This window comes from Kitasatospora sp. NPDC059599, from assembly GCF_042735125.1.
GTDB lineage: Bacteria > Actinomycetota > Actinomycetes > Streptomycetales > Streptomycetaceae > Kitasatospora.
Genome location: NZ_JBHWCL010000170.1, coordinates 1 through 19956, shown reverse-complemented (window position 1 = coordinate 19956; position 19956 = coordinate 1). Strand labels below are relative to the sequence as shown.

The window sequence follows — 19956 nt, the reverse complement described above, 5'->3', positions numbered from 1 at the left end:
TCGCCGTCCTGCGGGAGCTGGACCTCGCGGACACCCCGCCGGCCGCCGCCTACCGCGCGGTGCACGACCACGGCACGGAGGTGGCGTGATGCGGCCGTACGAGCTGTCACTGGCGGCCGCCGCGCGGGAGATCCACGCCCGGCGCCTGTCCCCCGTCGAACTGGTGGAGTCGGTCCTCGACCGCATCGAGCGGGTCGAGCCCGGCCTCGGCGCCTACGCCGGCGTCACCGCCGAGCGGGCGCGCGAGGCGGCGCGCGAGGCGGAACGGGAGATCGCCCGCAGCGGCCCGCGCGGGCCACTGCACGGCGTCCCCGTCGCCCTCAAGGACCTGATCGACGTCGCCGGCCTGCCCACCGGAGCCGGCTCCCGGGTCCGCGAGGGGCACCGCGCGGACACCGACGCCACCGTGACCGCCCGGCTCGCGGCGGCCGGCGCCGTCCTCGTCGGCAAGACCCACACCCACGAGTTCGCCTACGGCCTGATCACCCCGCGCACCCGCAACGCCTGGGACCGCGACCGGATCGCCGGCGGCTCCAGCGGCGGCTCGGCGGCCGCCGTGGCCGCGGGCGCGGCGGCCTTCGCCCTGGGCACCGACACCGGCGGCTCGATCCGGGTGCCCGCCGCGCTCAACGGCGTCGTCGGCCTCAAGCCCACCTACGGGCTCGTCCCCCGCCACGGCGTCACCCCGCTGTCCTGGTCGCTGGACCACGTCGGCCCGCTCACCCGCACCGCCGAGGACGCCGCCCTCGTCCTGGCCGCCCTGGCCGGCCACGACCCGCGCGACCCCGCCTCGCTCGACGTCCCCGCCGCCGACTACCGGCCCCACCCGGACACCGACCTGACCGGGCTGCGCGTCGGCGTGCCGCGCACCTACTACTTCGACCGCGTCACCGAACCGGTGGAGGCCGCCGTGCGGCAGGCCGTCGACCACCTGGCGGCGCTCGGCGCCCGGCTCGTCCCGGTCGACATCCCGCTCACCCGCTACATCCGGGCCGCCCACTGGGGCCTGATGGTCCCCGAGGCCACCGTCCACCACGAGTCCGCCCTGCGCTCGGCGCCCGACCGCTACGGGGACGACGTCCGCGTCCTGCTGGAGGCGGGCGCGCTGATGGGCGCCACGGACCACCTGCGCGCCCAGCGCGCCCGGACCCTGATGCGGCAGGAGTGGGCGGGGCTGTGGGAGCGGGTCGACGTGATCGCCGCCCCGGCCGTCCCGATGACCGCCGTACCGGCCGGACAGGAGAGCGTCGGCTGGCCCGACGGCACCACCGAGAGCGTCTCCGACGCCTACGTCCGGCTGTCCGCCCCCGCCAACGTCACCGGCGCGCCCGCCCTGTCCCTGCCCGTCGGCCACGACCCGGCCGGCCTGCCGATCGGCATGCAGCTGCTCGCCCGCCCCCTGGACGAACGCACCCTGCTGCGGGTCGCCCACGCCCACGAGCGCACCCGCCCGGTCCGCACCCTCGCCCCGGCGGCCGGGTGACGGCGGCCGGACGCGGCGGCGGCCGGGTGACGGGGCGTGCCACGGAGCCGGCGGTAAACGCAACGGCTGTGCTTTACGGTGGACCGCATGAGTCGCAGGCAGATGGTGCGCCCCGGCGGGCGCAGCGCCCGGGTCCAGGCCGCGGTGCACACCGCCGTGCGCGAGCTGCTGGCGGAGGCGGGCCGCGACGCGCTGACGGTGCCGATGGTCGCCCAGCGGGCCGGGGTCACGCCGTCGACGGTCTACCGCCGCTGGGGTGACCTGCAGGAGCTGCTGTCGGACGTCGCCGTGGAGCGCCTGCGGCCCGACACCGCGCCGCAGGACCACGGTGACCTGCGGGGCGACCTGACGGCCTGGGCCGAGCAGTTCCTCGACGAGATGTCCTCCCCCTCGGGCCGTGCCTACGTCCGCGACGCCCTGCTCGGCGACCCCGACGGCGACAACGCCGGCCGGTGCTCGGCCTACGCCGCCGAGCAGATCGACACCGTCCTCGCCCGGGCCCGCGGACGCGGGGAGCCGGTGCCCGACGTCGAGACGGCGATGGACCGCGTCGTCGCCCCGCTGATGTACCGCATCCTCTTCCGCCCGGCGGAGCTGGACGCCGCCTACGCCCGCCGTCTGGTGGCCGGCCTCCTCGACGGCTGACCCCGCTCCCCCGTCGCGTTCCCCGCCGTCCGCGCGGTGGCGCCCGGTGGTCGTGGTCAGCGGCCGCGCGGGCCCGCGGTGGCGGTCGCGGTGGCGGTCGCGGTGGCCGGTGCCGCGGCCGCGGTCGCGGCCGCAGCCGTGGCAGAAGCCGTGGCCGTGAGGGTGTGCAGGGCTGCCAGGGCGCCCGCCTCCCCGTCGCCGTACTGGTGGGCGCGGGCGGCGCGGACGGCGGCGTCGAGGTGGAGGGCGGCCTCCTCCGGGTGGCCGGTGGCCGCGAGGGCACGGCCGTAGAGGGTCTGCAGCAGGACGCGGCGGGCGGCGGGGAAGGGGGCTTCGGCGACGGCCAGGCCGCGGGCGGCGTGGTGGGCGGCCTCCTCGGGGCTGCCGGCGCTCAGGCATTCCTGGGCGAGGTGCTGGCGGGCGAGGGCGACCAGGTCGACGCGGCCGGCCCGTTCGGACAGCGACAGGGCGCGGACCAGCAGCCCGCGGACCCGCGTGTTCCTGCCGTGGCGGCCGAGGGCGACGGCCAGGTTCATCAGGGCGACGGCCTGCGCGGTGCCGTCGCCGGCCCGGGCGGCGAGGTCGGGGGCGCGTTCGAGGTGGACCAGGGCCCGGTCGTGGTGGCCCTCCTCCAGCAGGACCCAGCCGAGCAGGGCGCGGGCGCGGGACTGGGCGGCCGGGTCGTGGTCGGCCTCGGCGGCGGCCAGGCCGTGTTCGAGCAGCGGCACCCAGCCGTCCCGGACCTGCCACACGATCAGCGGCCACTGCAGCAGGACCAGGCGCCAGGCCCGGTCGTGCAGTCCGGCGGTGACCGCCGCCCCGACCGCGCCGCGCAGGGTGTCCCGTTCGGCGGCGTACCAGGCGAGCGCGCTCGTGCGGTCCGGGAACGGGCGGACCTCGGCGGGGCGGGTGCCGGGCGGCAGGGCGCAGCAGGGCTCGCTGCCCGGTTCGGCGGCGTCGCAGGCGGCGACCAGGGTGTTCATCAGGTGGTCGAGCAGGCGCGGCAGCACCTCGTCGTCGACCTCGCCGGGCAGGCTGCGGGCGTAGAGGCGGACGAGGTCGTGGAGGGTGTAGGCGTCGCGGCCGATCTCCACGATGAGGTGGGCGGTGGCGAGTTGGCCGAGGGCGCCGGAGGCCTCGGCGGGGCGGCAGTCGGCGAGGGCGGCGGCGGTGCGGCTGTCGAGGGTGGTGCCGGTGTGGGCGCCGAGGCGGTGGAACATCCGGCGGGCGGGCTCGGAGAGGTGCTGGACGGTGAGGGCGAGGGCGGCGGCGACGCTGGTGTCCTCGACGTCGAGGATGCCCAGCCGGTCCTGTTCGTCGGCGAGTTCGGCGGCGAGTTCGGCGAGGTCGCGGGCGGGGCCGGTGGCGACGCGGGCGGCGGCCAGGCGCAGGGCGAGCGGCAGGCCGTCGCACAGGGCGGCCAGCCGGGCGGCGGCTTCGGGTTCGGCGGCGACGAGGTCGGCGCCGAGGGTGGCGGCGAGCAGGGTGACGGCCTGCGGGGGCGACAGTTGGGCGAGCGGGACGGGGCGGGCGGCGTCGGAGGCGACCAGGCCGCCGAGCCGGTCGCGGCTGGTGACCAGGGTGACGCAGTCCTCGCCGTCGGGCAGCAGCGGGCGGACCCGGTCGGAGCGGCGGGCGTTGTCCAGGACGATGAGCATCCGGCGGCCGGCGGTCAGTTCGCGGTAGCGGGCGGCCATGGCCTCGGGGGTCGCGGGCATCTCCTCGGCGGGCAGGCCGAGGCCGAGCAGCAGTTCGCGCAGGACGGCGGGGGTGGAGCGTTCGGGCAGCGGGCTGTGGCCGCAGAGGTCGACGTACAGCCGGCCGTCGGGGAAGTCGTCCTGGCGGCGGTGGGCCCAGTACAGGGCGAGGGTGGTCTTGCCGATCCCGGCGCCGCCGGTGACGACGGCGATGGCGCCGGGGCCGGCGGTGGCCCGGTCGAGTGCGGCCAGTTCGTCCTCGCGGCCGGAGAAGCCGCGCGGGCGGCGGGGGAAGGGCCAGGGGGTGGTGCGCGGCGTGCGGACGGGGTCGGCGGGCCCGGCGGCGGTGGCGTGCACGGGCACGGGCGCCTCGACGGGCAGGGGCGCGGGCGTGGGTGCGGCGGCGGGTGCGGGCGCGGCGGCGGAGGCTGCCAGGCCGCCGACGGTGGGCACGCGCGGGGGCGGGACCCGGTCGGACCGCAGGGCGGCGGCGTCGGTGCGCAGCAGGGAGTCGTAGGCCTCGACGAGTTCGGGCCCGGGGTCGATGCCCAGGTCCTCGGCCAGCGCCCGGCGGGTGCGGTGGTACCAGTCCAGGGCTTCCGAGCGGCGTCCGGCCCGGCCGAGCGCCAGGACGAGCGCCGCGACCAGGGGCTCGCGCAGCGGGTTCATCGTGGCCTCGGTGGACAGCACGCCGGCGGCCGCGCCGTGGTCGCCGAGGCGGCCGTGGGCGCGGGCCAGTTCCTCCACGGCCGCGAGCCGCAGTTCCTCCAGGGCGTGCGCGGCGCACTGCAGCGGGACGCTGGGCGCGGTGCCGGCGAGGGCGGGGCCGCGCCACAGCGCGAGTGCTTCCCGCAGGGCCGTGACCGCCTCGGCGGTGTCGGGCGTCGACCGGGCGGAGCACAGCAGGTGTTCGAAGCGGGCGGTGTCCACGGCGAGTTCGGGCACCCGCAGCAGGTAGGCGCCGCCGTCGGTGACCAGTTCGACGCCGACGGCGGGCGCGCCGTGCGCGGCGAGCAGCGCGCGCAGGCCGGAGACGTGGTTGTGGATGACGGTGCGTGAGTGGCGGGGCGGTTCCTCGTCCCACAGCGTCTCGGTGAGCCGGTCCACGGTGACCGGGGCGCCGGGGTTCAGCAGCAGCATGGCCAGCAGGCTGCGGCGTTTGGCGGATCCGGTGGGCAGCTCCCGGCCGTCCGTGGCCACGGCGGCCACCGAGCCCAGCAATCGGAAATCCACGACCCGCCCCTCGATCAATATGACAAGCATATGACAGTAGGCGACTCGGCAATCACTGGGTGTCGCCCGGGTGACGTGCAGGCGTCCTCCGGGTGACGGCCGGACGTCGCGGCGCCCCGGGGCCACCACCGCACCCCGGCGGCGCACCCCGGCCGGAGCTTGCACGGCGATCCGCCCCGACCGCCAGTGGTCACGGGCAGTCAGGGACGCCGGAACGGGCGGACCATCCCTGACCAGCGCGGATACCGGGCCCCTGGAACGGGCGGCCGGGACGCGGGGATTCGATGGACCACCCGGTGACCACGAGAATGGTGCCGACAGTCCCCCGGAAGTTCAGAGAAAGCGATACCTCATCATGGATCTCGGCGTGCGCTGGAAGCTGCACGGTGACGGGCGCACGCCCGCACCGGGGGCGGTGGTCCGCCCCGACGAACGGCTCTCCTGGCCCCGCACGGCAGGACTGGGCGCCCAGCACGTGGTGGCGATGTTCGGGGCCAGCTTCGTGGCACCCGTACTGATGGGGCTCGACCCGAACCTCGCGATCATGATGTCCGGCGTGGCGACCGTGATCTTCCTGCTGGCCACCCGCGGCCGGGTGCCCAGCTACCTGGGCTGCTCGCTGTCCTTCGTCGGCGTCGCCGCGGTGATCCGGGCCCAGGGCGGCACCAGCGCGACGGTCACCGGCGCGGTTTTCGTCGTGGCCGCGGTCCTGTTCCTGGTGGGCGTCGCCGTCCAGCGGTTCGGGGCGCGGATCATCCACGCGGCGATGCCGCCGATCGTCACCGGCGCGGTCGTCATGCTGATCGGCTTCAACCTGGCCCCGGTGACGGCCTCCACGTACTGGCCGCAGGACCAGTGGACGGCGCTGCTGGTGATGTTCTTCACCGGGCTGGCCGTCGTGGGCCTGCGCGGCTTCTGGTCGCGGGTGGCGATCTTCCTGGGGCTGGTCTTCGGGTACGGGATCTCCTGGCTGTTCGACCGCGTCTTCGGGAAGATCCACTCGGTGGACGCGAGCGGCCACCCGACCGACCACTGGCGCCTGGACCTGTCCGGCGTCGGCAAGGCCGACTGGGTCGGCCTGCCCACCCTGCACGGCCCCTCCTTCCAGTGGTCCGCGATCCTCGTCGCCCTGCCCGTGGTGATCGCCCTCGTCGCCGAGAACGCCGGACACGTCAAGGCCGTCGGCGAGATGACCGGCACCAACCTCGACGACAGGCTCGGCACCGCGATCTCCGCCGACGGCGTCGCCTCCATGCTCTCCACCGCCGTCGGCGGCCCGCCGAACACCACCTACTCGGAGAACATCGGCGTCATGGCCGCGACCCGGGTCTACTCCACCGCCGCGTACTGGGCGGCGGCCTGCTTCGCGCTGCTCTTCGGCATCTGCCCCAAGTTCGGCGCCATCGTCGCCGCCATCCCCGGCGGCGTGCTCGGCGGCATCACCGTCATCCTCTACGGCATGATCGGCCTGCTCGGCGCCCAGATCTGGACCAAGTCCGGGGTGGACCTGCGCAACCCGCTCAACCTGGTGCCGGCCGCGGCGGGCATCATCATCGGCATCGGCAACGTGACACTGAAGTTCACCGACACCTTCAGCCTCAGCGGCATCGCGCTGGGCACCCTGGTCGTCATCACCGGCTACCACACGCTGCGGGCCCTGGCCCCCGCCCACCTCAAGACGCAGGAACCGCTGCTGGACGAAGGCACCTCCTCCTACGACGAACAGACCCCCGAGGGCGCCGGCTGACGACCCGTGAGGACACCGGCGGAAGTAACCCCGCAGGTACTTCCGCCCGTGGTTCCGCCTGGTTCACGGGCCCGGCAGATGGTCGAATCGCTGCGTAGGCTCGGGCCGGTCGTCCCGGCCCGGGCCCGCGTCCGATTCCGCACCTCCCCGGGGAGACCCATGTCCCGTCCGTCCCGCCGCCGCACGCTCACCTACGGGGGCGTGGCCACCACCGTGCTCGCGCTCTCCTGGGCCACCGCGGCCCCCAGCAGCGCGGCAGGCCAGGTGCTGTGGACCCCGAGCACGAGCAAGGGCCCGTCCTCCTTCGCCTCCGTGCAGTGCGCCTCGGGCAACTTCAAGGTCGTCAACGACGCCGCCAAGGGCAAGGTGTGGCGGGCCTACCAGGCCGCCGGGCAGGAACGCTGCGAGACGCTCAGCCCCGAGCTGAAGAAGGGCGACACCTTCTACCTCGGCTGGTCATCCAAGGTCGACATCAAGGACGACAACAGCCGCTACGTCTTCCAGCTCAAGTGCTCACCGAGCACCGACACGGCCAACCACCCCATCGAGATCGACGCCACCAACGGGCGCATCCGGCTCCAGGAATGGGACACCCAGCACGTGTCGCACACGCTGTGGACCGCCCCGACGACCAACGGCCAGTGGCACTCCTACGCACTGAAGATCCGCCTGGGCCGGACCGACGGCACCATCGACTTCTGGTTCGACGGCAAGAAGCAGACCTTCACCACCGGCTCCGGCACCTTCAAGGGCACCACCTGGGACGGCGACAGCGACTACCTCAAGTGGGGCTCGTACCACGAGTCCACGGGCGACGCGACGAACACCTTCACCAGCCCCGTGATGGCCACCACCCTGGAAGCGGCCACCGCCGGCTCGTAACAGGGGACGCGGAGAACGTCCGCAGGCCCGGACCGCGTGGTGGCGGCCCGGGCCTGCGGCACGCGGAGCCCCGTACGTCGGAAGTTCTGCTCACTGCCCCGCGTTCCGCTCCCGCGTCTTGCGCTGCATCTCGTCCAGGATGGCCAAGGTCTCGGGGTAGACCGGGGCCGTGCTCTCTTCGACATCCTGCGGATTCTGCCGTGCTTGCGGGAGCAGCTCGTCGTAACGAGGGTCCCCCGGCACGAACTTGTACCACCCGTCGTAGAAGAACCCCTCCGGGGCCCTTCCGCCGTACTGCTGCCAGATGGTGACGCCGTTGGCGTCGAGCCTCGGGTGCCCGGTGACGTGGTAGCTCTCGGATTGCTCGCTCAAAAGACCCCTCCGGAATCCGCGCCGCCTCGCGGTCGCCGTACGTGAATCTGTCCAGTGTCTTGGCAGTCCGATGACTGAACGCCCGCCCGGGTGCAGGGATCAGGGTGAACTGCACCCGTCCGCGTGGCGGTGGTCCCGGCCGGGCCGGGACCACCGCAACTGGCCGATCAGTGCGAGTCGTTGCCGGGGTGGCAGGGGCTGCACTTCGCGGCGTCGGCCCACAGCGGCCACCCTCACGCAAGCTGATCGCGCGGACTTGCCAGACGTTTCACGACTGAGCGCCGGCGATGGCGCCCACTCTGCCCCCGCACTACTCGGGCCCGGACCGCATGTGGGAGCGGTCCGGGCCCGAGGTTCTTGTCAGACGCCGCCGAACTCCCCACTGCGGACGGCGGCGACGAACGACGCCCAGGCCTCGGCGGGGAACAGCAGGGTCGGGCCACTGGGGTCCTTGGAATCGCGAACAGGCATCACACCGGGGAAGCCGGGAGCTACCTCCACGCAGTTGCCCCCGTTGTTGCTGTAACCGGACTTTTGCCATCTGGCACCGGTTAGATCGAGAGTGGGGCTGATCATTCAAGGTCCTTCCGAGCAGCGCGGATCAGGTCGAGCGAGGCCACTTTGGACAGTGACTCCACCTGGAGTTGATCGTAGTCACTGTCCCAGGCTTCGACCGCGGTGCGCCCCCGCTCCACGATGCCACGCGCCTGGGACTCGGCATAGCCGACAACCGAGCGGTCTCGCAGGGTCAGGAGGACGATCGGCATCGTGAACGGGACGTGCTCCCCAAGGGTAAAGGGGGCCACCTGTAGCGTAAGGGCCGGAAGCTCGGCCAGGCTCTCAAGATGTCGGAGCTGGTGGAGCATGACATCGCGCCCGCCCACCGGACGAAGCAGGCAGCTCTCATCCATGACAGCGTGAACTGTCGGCGGTGGATCACGATGAAGCACCTGTTGGCGCCCCATGAGGAAGTCAACTCGCTCTTGGGCCTGGGACTTGGTGATGCTGCCGCGAAGGACTGCCGCGCTTGCCAGGGCTGTCGCGTACGTCTCCGTCTGGAACAGGCCCGGAACGACGTTTAACGCAAAAGTGCGGATCTTTCGACACCGCGTCTCGGCCTCTACGTACTCATCAAATCCTTCCAGCAAGCTGGCGTTTGAGATCCGGCGCCATAGTTCGACAAACATTCCATCCGTGCCGAACACCCGGTCAGCTGCAACCGAAAATTTACGCGTTACAGGCTTCTTAGCCCCTTCGAGGTAGGAGATCAGGCCATGGCTATAGCCCATGCGCTTGCCGAGATCCGCCTGCGACCAGCCCCTCGCACGTCGCTGCCTGCGGAGTTCCTGCCCGAAGCGCACAGCAGGAGACAGTGACTGATCCCCGTCATCAAGCTCCACGACCGTCCTCACCTTGTCACTCGACAGAACTGTGAAAGTGGAAGCCTGGCGATCGTAGCGATCGAAACACCATCATGGCTACACCCGGTGATTTGCCGGAAGCACAGCGCTACCTGTGGAGACTCCCATGCCTGACGCACAGAAACCCGACTCCTTCTTCCAACTCCACGAGGTGGTGCGGGACTTCACCGATATCGGGAACGGGAAACCGAGTGAGGGCGTCTTCGTGGAGGCCGCGTTCGGCAAGGCGGTGCTCCGGCCGCTGGGAGCCACCGGGCCCCAGCGGCGGGTCGACCTCTCCGCGATCCGGTCGCTCGACCCGAGGGAGTTCGCGCCGGGCACCTGCGGGAGGTCGCGCCGGCGGCCGTTCGACGGGTGGCCGCTGCCCTCCGACAGCAATTCCTCATACCTGGAGCAGAGTTGAGCACGTCCCTCTTTCACGGCAAGCCTCCCGGCCGGCGGTCGGGCCAGCAAGTCTTCGTGCTGCGCGAGGACCCCGGGGGGTCAGGGGACTTCTTCGTGCTCCTGGTCGATTCCGTCCACCACGACGGGCTGACCCTGCCCGGTGGCAGCGCCGAGCAGAACGAGCTGCCGCACCTCTCGGCCCGGCGGCACCTCGAAACGCAGACCGGACTCGTTCTGCCGCTGCGCACCATCCTCACGGTCGACTACTCCCCCGCCGCCGACCTCCCCGAGGGCATCGACTTCGTCTACGCGGGCGGGGTGGTCACCTCCCGGCAGGCCGGGGCCGTCCGCCCGCACCGGCCGCCGCAGGACGTCTACGCCCTGCACTGGGTGCCCCAGGCGAAGCTGCACCGGGTCATGGCCGACGACCAGCACCGGCGCGTCGAGGACGCATGGGACGCCTGGGAACACGGCGCCAGCCTGCCCCTCCTCATCCGGGGCGTCCCCGTCCCGGTCGGCTGATCACGACCCCGACCAGCGGCCACGCCCGCAGGCCCGGACCGCGAACGGCCCGGGCCCGAGGCTCTTGTCAGACGTCGCCGAACTCGCCACCGCGGACAGCGGCGACGAACGACGCCCAGGCCTCGGCAGGGAAGACGAGGGCAGGCCCCTGAGGATCCTTCGAGTCACGGACCCTGCCAGGGTGCGCATCGTCTACCTCGATGCAGCCGCCCCCACCGTTGCTGTACGTGCTCTTACGCCACTTGGCGCCGATCTGGTTGAAGCGATCGGTCATAATGCTCCTCTCAGACCTCGCCGAACTCACCACTGCGGACGGCGGTGAGGAACGACGTCCAGGCCGCAGCCAGGAAGATCAAGGCCGGGCCCTGAGGATCCTTGGAGTCACGGACAGGCATCAGTTCGCAAAAACCTCGCGCGACCTCAAGGCAGTCGCCGCCCTGTTGGCTGTATGTCGACTTCACCCACGAAGCGGTAGCCAAGTCGAGATCAGCCATGAGATTCCTTCCGGGCGCGGAGTATCAGTTCGAGAGTCGCCGACTCACCCAGCGCCCCCACCTGGAGGCGATCGTATCGCCTGCGCCAGTCACGGAGCCGGTCGTCATCCCGCTCGACGTGCCCTCGTCCCTCAGATTCAGAGTAGCCAAACAGAGCGCCGTCAGGGAGCGTCAGCAGCCGCATCGGCAAGGCGAACGGCCTGTGCTCCCCCATGCTGAACGGCGCTACCTGCAGGACTACGCGCCCTTGGTCACAGAGCTGTTCAAGTTGCCCGAGCTGCTCCCGCATGACCTCCGGGCCACCGATGATCCGCCGGAGGCAGCTCTCGTCCAGCACAGCATGGATAAGTGGCGGATCTCGTCGTGCAAGGGCTTCCTGCCGCGCAAGCAGAAAGGTCAGCCGCTCCTCCGCCTGCTTGGGAGTGATGTCCCTTCGACGAACGTCTGCCCTGGCAAGAGCCGCCGCGTAGGACTTCGTCTGCAGCAGACCGGGGACGACACCGAGTTCGAAGATCCGGATCTCACGGGCTCGCGTCTCGTTGGCCGCGTACTCGGGAAAGCCCTCCAGCAACGCCGAGTGCTTGGCCTGGAGCCACATCAGCAGCAGGGTTCCACCGGTCTCAAGCACTCGATCGGCATCACGCGCGAACTTCTCGCTCGGCGGGGTCCGATCGGGCGGGGCAAGTTCGGCATAGGAGACGTAGGAGGCATCGACCCCCACCAGCCTCGCCAACTGGGCTTGCGTGAGACCGGCAGCCTTGCGTGACCTGCGAAGTTGCACCCCGAAGGGCGCCCATGGGCCTGATGTTGGATCAAGTTCCTTGAGGTTCAATGACCTTCACCTACTTGCCGAGTACCGACTTCAAGCTTCAGATCGACTTCCGATAGTAGGGCCGCTCAAGCCACCATGGCTACACCCGGTGATTCGCCGAGAGCGCAGCGCAACCTACGGAGACTCCATGTCTGACGCGCAGAGACCCGAGGGCTGGTTCCAACTCCACGAGGTGGTGCTGGACTTCAGCGATATCGGGAGCGGGAAGCCGAGTGAGGGCGTCTTCGTGGAGGCCGCGTTCGGCAAGGCGGTGCTCCGGCCGCTGGGAGCCACCGGGCCCCAGCGGCGGGTCGACCTCTCCGCGATCCGGTCGCTCGACCCGAGGGAGTTCGCGCCGGGCACCTGCGGGAGGTCACGCCGTCGGCCGTTCGACGGGTGGCCGCTGCCCTCCGACAGCAATTCCTCACATCTGGAGCAGAGTTGAGCAAGGCCCTCTTCAGCAGCAAGCCTCCCGGCCGGCGGTCGGGTCAGCAAGTCTTCGTGCTGCGCGAGGACCCCCAGGGGTCAGGGGACTTCTTCGTGCTCCTGGTCGATTCCGTCCACCACGACGGGCTGACCCTGCCCGGAGGCAGCGCCGAGCAGAACGAGCTGCCGCACCTCGCGGCCCGGCGGCACCTCGAAACGCAGACCGGACTCGTCCTGCCGCTGCGCACCATCCTCACGGTCGACTACTCCCCCGCCGGTGAACTCCCGGAAAGCATCGACTTCGTCTACGCGGGCGGGGTGGTCACCTCCCGGCAGGCCGGGGCCGTCCGCCCGCACCGGCCGCCGCAGGACGTCTGTGCCCTGCACTGGGTGCCCCAGGCGAAGCTGCACCGGGTCATGGCCGACGACCAGCACCGGCGCGTCGAGGACGCATGGGACGCCTGGGAACACGGCGCCAGCCTGCCCCTCCTCATCCGGGGCGTCCCCGTCCCGGTCGGCTGATCACGACCCCGACCAGCGGCCACGCCCGCAGGCCCGGACCGCGAACGGCCCGGGCCTGCGCTTCAGGATGCCGGCTCAGCGATCTCCGGACTTCCCCCTCCTGGCACCGTCCGGGTCCGGAGTACGACCGGTCTATGCAGGGCCCACCCGAACCATTCGGTCCTCTCCCCCCGCTCGCCGCAGGACGGCGGCGCCCCCGGGCATCTCCCGGTGGCCGGGGCCGCGCAGCCACGTCCGCCTCACGGCCCGTTCCGGGGCCGGTCACGGCGCCAGGTGAGATAGCGATCGAACGCCTCCTGCCCGTCCGGGATGAAGCGCCACTTCCGCACGGCCTCCCGCAGCTCCGCCTCCGTCAGCCATCCGTGCCAGGCGACCTCGCCAGGGTCGGGTGTCACCTCGCCCGTGACCACGGCCTCGTGCACGCCGAGCCAGTACGGGCTGATCGCCCCCCGGCACAGGAACGTGAACAGGAAGCGCACCGGCGCATCCACGCCCAGTTCCTCGGCCAGTTCCCTGGCCGCCGCCTGCTCGTAGGACTCGCCGACGTTCACCGCTCCGCCGAACATCACCTCGTGGTGGCCGGGGAACCGGGACAGGTTCTCCGGCCGCCGGTGGACCAGCACCCGCCCCTGCTGATCACGGCAGACCGTCGTCGCGATGCGGTGCAGCCAGCCTCGACGGATGGCTTCACCCCGGTCCACCACCGCCAGCACCCGATCCTGATCGTCCACGCGTTCCACCGGTTCGTCCACGGCACCCACGATCGCACGACCCCGCCCCCGGCTCTCGCCCCCGCCGGGGCTCACGAACGCTCCGGCTCAGACCTCGCCGAACTCGCCGAAGTCGCCGAACTCGCCGCTGCGGACGGCGGCGACGAACGACTGCCAGGCCTCGGCGGCGAAGACCAGGGCCGGCCCGTCCGGGTCCTTGGAATCACGGACGGGCATCACCCCGGGGAAGCCGGGTGCCACCTCGACGCAGTTGCCGCCGTTGTTGCTGTAGCCGGACCTGCGCCACCCGGCACCGGTCAAGTCGACTGTGTGCATGGCCATGCGTGGTCCTCCCGAGTCGTCGGCCCTGCCCTTCGCCGCTCCGCCGTCTACCGGGCCCCGCCGTCGGGCCGGGTGCCGCCCGGGAGCGGCATCGAGGGCAGGATGCCCGCCGCGCGGTAGTCGGAGGCGGTGCCGTGCCCGGTGGTGATGCGCCGGGCGACCGCCGGGTCGACGTGCACCTCCCGCCCCTGGACGCGCAGCGTCCCGTCGGCGGGGTGCCGGGCGGTGTCCGCGGAGACCGTTCCGGCGGAGGCGACGGTCAGGAGAACCACGGCGGCTCCCAGGACGATCGAGGTCTTTCGGGTCACGGCAGTCACTCCTTGGGGACGGCAGCGCCGGGATCTAGGCGTCGACGGCGCCGAGCGAGGCGAAGAACGCGGCGTCCAGCGGGTGTTCCCAGGAGGCGACGGCGACGGTGGCCCCCTGCCAGGGGAAGCTCACGCAGGTCAGGCGGCCGTCGCCGGACCGGCGGCGCACTGCGGTGACGGCGGTGCCGTCGACGACGACCGGGGTGGGCGTCTCCTCGACGAGTTCGAGCCGTTCGGGCCGGTCGCCCCGCCCGAGCAGGTTCCTGACCGCCGCTTCCGTCTGGTCCCGTGCGGTCGACTGCGCGAAGACGACGACCGGCAGCCCACGCCGACCGCCGTGCCCGTAGGAGTGGACCACGGAGTCCGTGCCCGGGCCCGTCCCGCCGCGGATGAGCATGCCCCTGCCCTCCGCCCATCCGGGGATCCCCACGATCTGATCGGTGGTCATGGTGCCGTCCTCTCCTCCGGATCCAGCATAGGCACGGCGGCGGCCCCGGGGGGACCGCCGCCGTGATTCCCGTCGGATCAGCCGTGGACGGTCTCGCAGGGGCGGCCCGAGATCCCGACCCAGGTGTTGCAGATCTGGGTCGTGCCGCCGAAGTCGAGGTCGCCGGTGGAGTTCCAGACGATGCCGTCGTTGCACTCCTGGGGGCCGGTGCCGGCGAGGTCGCCGTCCTCCCAGAACGCGCCGTAGCTGCACTGGTAGCCGTTGGTGTAGGCGAAGGTGCTCCAGGTGGACACGTGCAGGCCCGACCCGGTCACCTCGATGCAGACCTCGCCGTTGCACCCGGAGGCGTTCCTCGGGCTGGCGACGACGCCCGCCGTCGAGCCGGTGCGGGCGCCGCTGGCCAGCTTCCGGTGGATCTTGCCCGCCAGCGGGGTGTCGAGGTACTGCGTGTTGGGCTTGATGCCCAGCCGCACGGCCTCGGCCTGGGTGAGCACCCCGCCGTGGGCCTGCACCGACGCCCTGACCGCGTTCTGGTCGATGTGCGGGATCGCCTCGGACGCGCTCGCCGGCGTCGCACACAGTGCGAGGGCCGCGCCGGCCCCCACCAGGGCTGACAGCCGCTTGACCTTCGTGAACACGAGCTTCCCCCATTCTCCCGATGGCACCTTCTGCACCTCGGGTGTCAGGGATCACCCTAGATTCGTACATGTCTTCGACTGGAAGATCGAGGGGCCTGCTTGGCCGGATCACGCGGAGGACGGACCAATTCCGGGCGGCCCGACCGGCCGGTGCCCGAACTCCTGTGAACCGGCTGCGAATTGGCTGCGAATTGGCTGCGAATCCGCCGCCGGCCGAGAAAGCGGGCGGCAGGGAACGAACAGGACGTTTCCCCGACGCCCCGGGAAGCACCCCTCCCGACGGATCCCGGGAGAACGGGGAGGACGCCCGGCGCACGGCGGGGCACCGCAGCCGGGCGGGGCGGCCGGCGGCGCACGGCGGCCGGGCCGGCCGGGTTGCCCCTCCCCCAGGGGCAGGGCGCACAGTGGCGGCGTGCAGGACGAACTGATCACCATCGGGGAACTCGCCGCCCGGACCAGGCTGAGCGTCAAGGCGCTGCGGCTGTACGACGGGCGGGCCCTGCTGCGGCCCGCCCGCACCGACCCGCGCACCGGTATCCGCCGCTACGGCCCGGAGCAGGTCGAACGGGCCCGGCGGATCGCGCTGCTGCGCGCCGCGGGGCTGCCGCTGGCGCGGATCGCGGCCGTCCTGGACGCGGGCGGCGCGGAGGGCGAGCGGCTGCTGCTCGCGTACTGGCGCGAGCGGGAGGGCGTGCACGCGGCCCGCCGGGAGGCGGTGGGCTACGCCCGCTCGGTGCTGACGGGAAGGGGCGAGGCCGTGTACGAGGTCCGTGAGCGCGAAGTGCCCGAGCAGCGGGTCCTGTTCGTGCGCCGGCACGTGGACGCCGCCGCACTGCCCGGTTTCCTCGCGGAGGCCTCCGGGCTGCTGTTCGACCGGCTGGGGCGGGCCGGGGCCTGCCTGTCGGGGCCGCTGTTCGCGGTCTACCACGGCCTGGTGTCCGAGGACTCCGCCGCCCTGGTCGAGGTCTGCGCCCCGACGGAGGCGGACCTCGCCCCGGACGGTCTGTTCGGGGTGCGCGTCGAGCCCGCGCACCGCGAGGCGTACACCGAACTGTCCCGGCGCCGGGGCGACTTCGCCACGATGGCCGCCGCCCACGACGCCGTCGCGGCCTGGCTAGCCGAACGCGGGTGCGAGCGCGCCGACTGCGACCGGGAGGTGTATTACCCGAACTGGGCAACCGCCGCCCCGGACGAGCACGTGGCGGACGTCGCGGTGCCGCTGCGCCCGGCCGGGTGAGGGCCGTTCCCCGAGCCCGATTGTGGACTTGAGGGTCCATTTTCGGCTGCCTACCGTGCTGACCGTTCCCTCCCGAACGAGCCCGCACAGGAAGGCGGTTCCCTCATGCACGCGATCCGGATCGAGGAGCACGGCGGCCCCGAGGTCATGCGCTGGACCGAGCTGCCGGACCCGGTGCCCGGCCCCGGCGAGGCGCTGGTGCGCCTGGGTGCCGCCGGCGTCAACTACCTGGACGTCGGCGCCCGCGCGCAGGGCACCGGCGGCTGGGCGGCGCCCGCCGTCCTGGGCGCCGAGGGCATGGGCCACGTCACCGCCCTCGGGCCGGGCGTGCACGGCCTGGCCGTCGGCGACCGGGTCGCCTGGTTCTACCACCCGGGCAGCTACGCCGAGTTGCTCGCCGTCCCCGCGGACTCGCTGGTCAAGGTGCCCGACGGGGTGCCGGACGAACTCGCCGGCGGCGTCCTGATGCAGGGCCTGACGGCCAACCACCTGGGCACCGAGACCTACCCCGTCGGCCCGGGCGACACGGCCGTGGTGCACGCGGCGGCCGGCGGGGTGGGTCTGCTGCTCACCCAGCTGGTCAAGGCCCGCGGCGGGAACGTGATCGGCCTGGTCTCCCGCCCGGAGAAGACCGACGCCGCCCGCGCGGCGGGCGCCGACCACGTACTGGTCCACTCCGGCGCGGGCTTCGAGGAGGCCGTGCGGGAGCTGACCGGCGGCCGCGGGGCCGACGTCGTCTACGACGGCGGCGGCGCCGACACCTTCACCTCCTCGCAGCTGGCCCTGCGCCCGCACGGGGTGCACGCGTACTACGGGCCGTTCATGGGTGTGCCGACGCTGCGGCCCACCGACCTGCCCAACAGCATCCTGCTGACGTACCCGGTGGTGCACCACCACGTCGCCACCCGCGAGGCCCTGGTGCGGCGCAGCGGTGAGGTGTTCGACCTGCTCCTGGACGGGCGGCTGACCCTGCGGGTCACCGGCCGCTACCGGCTCGCCGAGGCGGCCCGGGCGCACGCGGACCTGGAGTCCCGGCGGACGACCGGCAAGTTGATGCTCCTGCCCTGACCGGGGCGCGGTGCGCACCCGCGCCGTGCGCCGTGCGCCGGGTGCCGGGCACGGTGGGCACCGCGCCGTGCGCGAGGATCGGACCCGACGACCGGGACGAGGAGGGCACGTGCCGCTGACCCGCAAGGGCGCCGCGACCAGGCAGCGCATCGTCGAGGGCGCCGCCGGGCGGATCCGCGAGGAGGGGGTGTTCGGGCTGCGGCTGGAGGACGTCATGGCCCGCACCGCGACCAGCAAGAGCCAGTTGTTCCACTACTTTCCCGGTGGGAAGGACGAACTGCTGCTGGCCGTGGCCCGCCACGAGGCGGACCGGGTCCTCGACGACCAGCAGCCCGAGCTGGGCGCCCTCACCTCCTGGGGCGCCTGGGAGCGGTGGCGCGACAAGGTCCTCGCCCGCTACCGCGCGCAGGGCGCGGACTGTCCGCTGCACGTGGCCCTGTCCGAAGTGGGCTCGGCCACCGGCGCGGCCCGGGCGGTGGCCGCCGGGCTGCTGGCGCGGTGGCAGGGGCAGCTGGCCGCGGGCATCCGCCACCTGCGGGACGCCGGTGGGCTCGACCCCGCGCTGGACCCGGAGCGGGAGGCCGCGGCGCTGCTGGCGGGCATCCAGGGCGGGGTGCTGATCCTGATGATGACCGGCTCGATGGCGCACCTGGAGGCCGCCCTGGACGTGGGTCTCGCCCGGCTGCGCGCGGCCCGGCCCGGCGCGGACGGCTGACGCGCCGCCGGGCGCCGCCGGGCGCCGCGGCTTGTGGGAAGGGCCACAGAACGGGGCCGTTCGGGGCCCGTGAGTGAGAAGGGTCACGCTGTGTGCGCGATCCGGCGCCGCTGTGGGGGCCGGACGGCGACGGGCCCCGGCATGACTGGGCGGGGCTTGGATCGATACGGCCGGAAGGCCCGTCCGCTTCGGGACCAAGGTCATCAATCCGTTTGACCTTGGACCTCGTGGTGACCCCGGTGGGCCGGGGCAACCCTGGACGGTCGCCCGGTGTGATCGGGCGATGGCGCCGTCCAGCGTGGGCGGCGCCGTTCCCTGCCGTCTACCCGGCGCACGGTGAACGGGCCCCCCGGCTCGCCGCCGTACGCTCCGGAGGACCCCAAGCCCATGTCCCAGACCATCGACAACGCCCCGTATACCGGCTTCCACCGCAGACTGGCCCTCGCCTGCTCCGGCGGGCCGCTGCTGGACGGCTACATCCTGAGCATCGTCGGCGTCGCCCTGATCGGGATGCGCCCCGACCTCGGGCTGTCCACCGCCGAGGTCAGCCTGATCGGCGCCGCCGCCCTGGTCGGCATGTTCGTCGGCGGCGCGCTCTTCGGCGTGCTGACCGACAAGATCGGCCGGGAGGTGATGTACACCGCCGACCTGCTGGTGATGGTCGCCTGCTCGGTGCTCTCGTTCTGGGTCGACCAGGTGTGGGCGATCGCCGTGCTGCGCTTCGTGCTCGGCATGGCCGTGGCCGCCGACTACCCCATCGCGACCTCGCTGCTCGCCGAGTGGCTGCCCGCCAAGCACCGGGGCCGTCTGCTCGGCCAGCAGATCGTCGCCTGGTACGCCGGCTCCGTGCTCGCCTACGTGGTGGGCTACCTGTTCCTGGAGCTGGCCGGTCCCGGCAGCTGGCGGTGGATGCTGGCGAGCTCCACGGTGCTGTGCGTGGTCTTCCTGGTGATCCGCCGCGGCTCGCCCGAGTCGCCGCGCTGGCTCGCCGCCAACGGGCGGGTCGGCGACGCGGTGCGCGTGGTCGAGAAGCACCTCGGGGTCCGGGTCGACGGCCGCGAGCTGATGCCCGACCCGGCCGAGCGCGGCCGGCCCGTCGGCCTGCGCCTGCTGATGACCCAGCCCTACCGGCGCCGCACCCTCTTCTGCGGCCTGTTCTTCCTCTGCCAGGTCGGCCCGCTGTTCGCGATGCTCACCTTCGGCCCGCAGATCCTGTCCTCCTTCGGCATGCCCGGCGGCACCGTCATGGAGACCCTGGGCACCGGGCTGATCAGCCTCGTCTTCCTGCTCGGCTGCTACCCGGCCCTGCGCCTGATCGACAGCCGCGGCCGACGCCCCGTCATCATCTGGTCCTTCGCCCTGATGACCGTGCCGCTCGCCCTGCTCGGCGTGTGGCCCACGGCCCCCGCCGCGATCGCCCTGACCGCGCTGTGCGCGTACGCGTTCCTGTGCGGCGGGCCCAACGTGCTCGACTGGACCTACCCCAACGAGCTGTTCCCGACCGAGATCCGGGCCACCGCCGTGGGCGTGGCCACCTCGGTCAGCCGGATCGGCGCGGCCGTCGGCACGTACCTGCTGCCGCTGTCCCTGACCGGGCTCGGCACCGGCCCGACCATGCTGATCGCCGCCGGCATCACCGCGCTGGGCCTGCTGGTGTGCGCGCTGTGGGCCGAGGAGACCCGCGGCACCGCCCTGGGCGCGGCGCCGGCCGGGTCCGCGGCCGCACCGGCCGAGGCCCGGCCCGGGGCGTCCCGTCCCAGCGCGTCCCGCAGGCGGTGCGCTGACGTGCGCTGACCGTGCGCTGACGGCCACCACATGACGCGTCGACGGCGCCGCCCGGTCCTCCCGGGC

General features: G+C 72.9%; 24 protein-coding genes. 12 read left to right on the top strand and 12 right to left on the bottom strand.

Annotation, left to right across the window (positions count from 1 at the left end; genetic code table 11):
• Positions 1–88 precede the first annotated feature (88 nt).
• Together ACFV04_RS37805 and ACFV04_RS37800 are read left to right on the top strand one after the other, a co-directional pair.
• Entirely contained in the window at positions 89–1483 is a 1395-nt protein-coding gene (locus ACFV04_RS37805) for an amidase (RefSeq protein WP_380535506.1), read from the top strand.
• Positions 1484–1570: 87 nt separating this feature from the next.
• Positions 1571–2128, top strand: coding sequence for a TetR/AcrR family transcriptional regulator (locus tag ACFV04_RS37800; RefSeq protein WP_380346654.1), 558 nt, complete (start codon positions 1571–1573; stop codon positions 2126–2128).
• Positions 2129–2184: 56 nt separating this feature from the next.
• Here ACFV04_RS37800 and ACFV04_RS37795 read toward each other — a convergent pair whose 3' ends face one another.
• Positions 2185–5058, bottom strand: coding sequence for a BTAD domain-containing putative transcriptional regulator (locus tag ACFV04_RS37795; protein ID WP_380535504.1), 2874 nt, complete (start codon positions 5056–5058; stop codon positions 2185–2187).
• 355 nt (positions 5059–5413) lie between these two features.
• On the opposite strand from ACFV04_RS37795, the gene ACFV04_RS37790 reads away from it, so the two are divergent.
• Together ACFV04_RS37790 and ACFV04_RS37785 are read left to right on the top strand one after the other, a co-directional pair.
• Positions 5414–6805: a uracil-xanthine permease family protein gene (locus ACFV04_RS37790; RefSeq protein WP_380535502.1), complete on the top strand. Its 1392-nt coding sequence runs from the start codon at positions 5414–5416 to the stop codon at positions 6803–6805.
• A gap of 159 nt (positions 6806–6964) precedes the next feature.
• On the top strand, positions 6965–7687 hold the full coding sequence (locus ACFV04_RS37785) for a heparin lyase I family protein (RefSeq protein ID WP_380346657.1): 723 nt from the start codon (positions 6965–6967) through the stop codon (positions 7685–7687).
• A gap of 90 nt (positions 7688–7777) precedes the next feature.
• On the opposite strand, the gene ACFV04_RS37780 is transcribed toward ACFV04_RS37785, so the two are convergent.
• From ACFV04_RS37780 to ACFV04_RS37770, 3 genes are all read right to left on the bottom strand, one after another.
• A complete protein-coding gene (locus ACFV04_RS37780; protein ID WP_380535500.1) occupies positions 7778–8059 on the bottom strand; it encodes a hypothetical protein in 282 nt (93 codons plus the stop codon).
• 360 nt (positions 8060–8419) lie between these two features.
• Positions 8420–8635 (bottom strand): DUF397 domain-containing protein, encoded by a 216-nt coding sequence (locus tag ACFV04_RS37775; protein ID WP_380535498.1) that lies wholly within the window; start codon positions 8633–8635, stop codon positions 8420–8422.
• A complete protein-coding gene (locus ACFV04_RS37770) occupies positions 8632–9459 on the bottom strand; it encodes a helix-turn-helix domain-containing protein (protein WP_380535496.1) in 828 nt (275 codons plus the stop codon). The genes ACFV04_RS37775 and ACFV04_RS37770 overlap by 4 nt, the downstream gene beginning before the upstream one ends.
• Positions 9460–9586: 127 nt before the next feature.
• Here ACFV04_RS37770 and ACFV04_RS37765 point away from each other — a divergent pair, with 127 nt between their 5' ends.
• Positions 9587–9883 (top strand): hypothetical protein, encoded by a 297-nt coding sequence (locus ACFV04_RS37765; RefSeq protein ID WP_380535494.1) that lies wholly within the window; start codon positions 9587–9589, stop codon positions 9881–9883.
• Positions 9835–10386, top strand: a complete 552-nt coding sequence (locus ACFV04_RS37760; protein WP_380535492.1) for an NUDIX domain-containing protein — start codon at positions 9835–9837, stop codon at positions 10384–10386. The genes ACFV04_RS37765 and ACFV04_RS37760 overlap by 49 nt, the downstream gene beginning before the upstream one ends.
• Positions 10387–10453: 67 nt before the next feature.
• On the opposite strand, the gene ACFV04_RS37755 is transcribed toward ACFV04_RS37760, so the two are convergent.
• Genes ACFV04_RS37755 through ACFV04_RS37745 form a run of 3 tightly spaced genes read right to left on the bottom strand, consistent with a single transcriptional unit; the run spans position 10454 to position 11712 of the window.
• Entirely contained in the window at positions 10454–10660 is a 207-nt protein-coding gene (locus ACFV04_RS37755) for a DUF397 domain-containing protein (RefSeq protein WP_380535490.1), read from the bottom strand.
• A gap of 10 nt (positions 10661–10670) precedes the next feature.
• A complete protein-coding gene (locus ACFV04_RS37750) occupies positions 10671–10880 on the bottom strand; it encodes a DUF397 domain-containing protein (RefSeq protein ID WP_380535488.1) in 210 nt (69 codons plus the stop codon).
• Complete coding sequence (locus ACFV04_RS37745; RefSeq protein WP_380346661.1) at positions 10873–11712, bottom strand: Scr1 family TA system antitoxin-like transcriptional regulator; 840 nt, start codon at positions 11710–11712, stop codon at positions 10873–10875. Before ACFV04_RS37745 ends, ACFV04_RS37750 begins: the two co-directional genes overlap by 8 nt.
• 127 nt (positions 11713–11839) lie before the next feature.
• Between ACFV04_RS37745 and ACFV04_RS37740 the strand changes: the two genes are divergently transcribed.
• Positions 11840–12136, top strand: coding sequence for a hypothetical protein (locus ACFV04_RS37740; protein WP_380535486.1), 297 nt, complete (start codon positions 11840–11842; stop codon positions 12134–12136).
• Positions 12133–12639 (top strand): NUDIX domain-containing protein, encoded by a 507-nt coding sequence (locus ACFV04_RS37735; protein WP_380535485.1) that lies wholly within the window; start codon positions 12133–12135, stop codon positions 12637–12639. The genes ACFV04_RS37740 and ACFV04_RS37735 overlap by 4 nt, the downstream gene beginning before the upstream one ends.
• A 239-nt stretch (positions 12640–12878) precedes the next feature.
• On the opposite strand, the gene ACFV04_RS37730 is transcribed toward ACFV04_RS37735, so the two are convergent.
• The 5 genes from ACFV04_RS37730 to ACFV04_RS37710 all read right to left on the bottom strand — a co-directional run bounded on the left by ACFV04_RS37730 (position 12879) and on the right by ACFV04_RS37710 (position 15085).
• Complete coding sequence (locus ACFV04_RS37730; RefSeq protein ID WP_380535483.1) at positions 12879–13391, bottom strand: NUDIX hydrolase; 513 nt, start codon at positions 13389–13391, stop codon at positions 12879–12881.
• Between the two features lie 66 nt (positions 13392–13457).
• Entirely contained in the window at positions 13458–13685 is a 228-nt protein-coding gene (locus ACFV04_RS37725; protein WP_380346705.1) for a DUF397 domain-containing protein, read from the bottom strand.
• Positions 13686–13738: 53 nt separating this feature from the next.
• Positions 13739–13999, bottom strand: a complete 261-nt coding sequence (locus tag ACFV04_RS37720; protein ID WP_380346665.1) for a hypothetical protein — start codon at positions 13997–13999, stop codon at positions 13739–13741.
• A gap of 34 nt (positions 14000–14033) precedes the next feature.
• Complete coding sequence (locus tag ACFV04_RS37715; protein WP_380346666.1) at positions 14034–14447, bottom strand: hypothetical protein; 414 nt, start codon at positions 14445–14447, stop codon at positions 14034–14036.
• Between the two features lie 77 nt (positions 14448–14524).
• Positions 14525–15085, bottom strand: a complete 561-nt coding sequence (locus tag ACFV04_RS37710) for a hypothetical protein (protein WP_360255057.1) — start codon at positions 15083–15085, stop codon at positions 14525–14527.
• A 412-nt stretch (positions 15086–15497) separates the two neighbouring features.
• On the opposite strand from ACFV04_RS37710, the gene ACFV04_RS37705 reads away from it, so the two are divergent.
• The 4 genes from ACFV04_RS37705 to ACFV04_RS37690 all read left to right on the top strand — a co-directional run bounded on the left by ACFV04_RS37705 (position 15498) and on the right by ACFV04_RS37690 (position 19899).
• Positions 15498–16322: a MerR family transcriptional regulator gene (locus tag ACFV04_RS37705; protein WP_380535480.1), complete on the top strand. Its 825-nt coding sequence runs from the start codon at positions 15498–15500 to the stop codon at positions 16320–16322.
• A gap of 105 nt (positions 16323–16427) precedes the next feature.
• Positions 16428–17390: a quinone oxidoreductase family protein gene (locus tag ACFV04_RS37700; protein ID WP_380535478.1), complete on the top strand. Its 963-nt coding sequence runs from the start codon at positions 16428–16430 to the stop codon at positions 17388–17390.
• Between the two features lie 109 nt (positions 17391–17499).
• Positions 17500–18105: a TetR/AcrR family transcriptional regulator gene (locus ACFV04_RS37695; RefSeq protein ID WP_380535476.1), complete on the top strand. Its 606-nt coding sequence runs from the start codon at positions 17500–17502 to the stop codon at positions 18103–18105.
• A gap of 387 nt (positions 18106–18492) precedes the next feature.
• Positions 18493–19899: an MFS transporter gene (locus ACFV04_RS37690; RefSeq protein WP_380535474.1), complete on the top strand. Its 1407-nt coding sequence runs from the start codon at positions 18493–18495 to the stop codon at positions 19897–19899.
• The last annotated feature ends 57 nt before the right edge of the window (positions 19900–19956 follow it).

Excerpts from the sequence above, each read along its gene's own strand:
- ACFV04_RS37805 (WP_380535506.1), top strand. The coding sequence starts at position 89 with ATGCGGCCGTACGAGCTGTCACTGGCGGCCGCCGCGCGGGAGATCCAC.
- ACFV04_RS37800 (WP_380346654.1), top strand. The coding sequence starts at position 1,571 with ATGAGTCGCAGGCAGATGGTGCGCCCCGGCGGGCGCAGCGCCCGGGTC.
- ACFV04_RS37790 (WP_380535502.1), top strand. The coding sequence starts at position 5,414 with ATGGATCTCGGCGTGCGCTGGAAGCTGCACGGTGACGGGCGCACGCCC.
- ACFV04_RS37785 (WP_380346657.1), top strand. The coding sequence starts at position 6,965 with ATGTCCCGTCCGTCCCGCCGCCGCACGCTCACCTACGGGGGCGTGGCC.
- ACFV04_RS37775 (WP_380535498.1), bottom strand. The coding sequence starts at position 8,635 with ATGATCAGCCCCACTCTCGATCTAACCGGTGCCAGATGGCAAAAGTCC.
- ACFV04_RS37765 (WP_380535494.1), top strand. The coding sequence starts at position 9,587 with ATGCCTGACGCACAGAAACCCGACTCCTTCTTCCAACTCCACGAGGTG.
- ACFV04_RS37755 (WP_380535490.1), bottom strand. The coding sequence starts at position 10,660 with ATGACCGATCGCTTCAACCAGATCGGCGCCAAGTGGCGTAAGAGCACG.
- ACFV04_RS37750 (WP_380535488.1), bottom strand. The coding sequence starts at position 10,880 with ATGGCTGATCTCGACTTGGCTACCGCTTCGTGGGTGAAGTCGACATAC.
- ACFV04_RS37740 (WP_380535486.1), top strand. The coding sequence starts at position 11,840 with ATGTCTGACGCGCAGAGACCCGAGGGCTGGTTCCAACTCCACGAGGTG.
- ACFV04_RS37725 (WP_380346705.1), bottom strand. The coding sequence starts at position 13,685 with ATGCACACAGTCGACTTGACCGGTGCCGGGTGGCGCAGGTCCGGCTAC.
- ACFV04_RS37715 (WP_380346666.1), bottom strand. The coding sequence starts at position 14,447 with ATGACCACCGATCAGATCGTGGGGATCCCCGGATGGGCGGAGGGCAGG.
- ACFV04_RS37700 (WP_380535478.1), top strand. The coding sequence starts at position 16,428 with ATGCACGCGATCCGGATCGAGGAGCACGGCGGCCCCGAGGTCATGCGC.
- ACFV04_RS37690 (WP_380535474.1), top strand. The coding sequence starts at position 18,493 with ATGTCCCAGACCATCGACAACGCCCCGTATACCGGCTTCCACCGCAGA.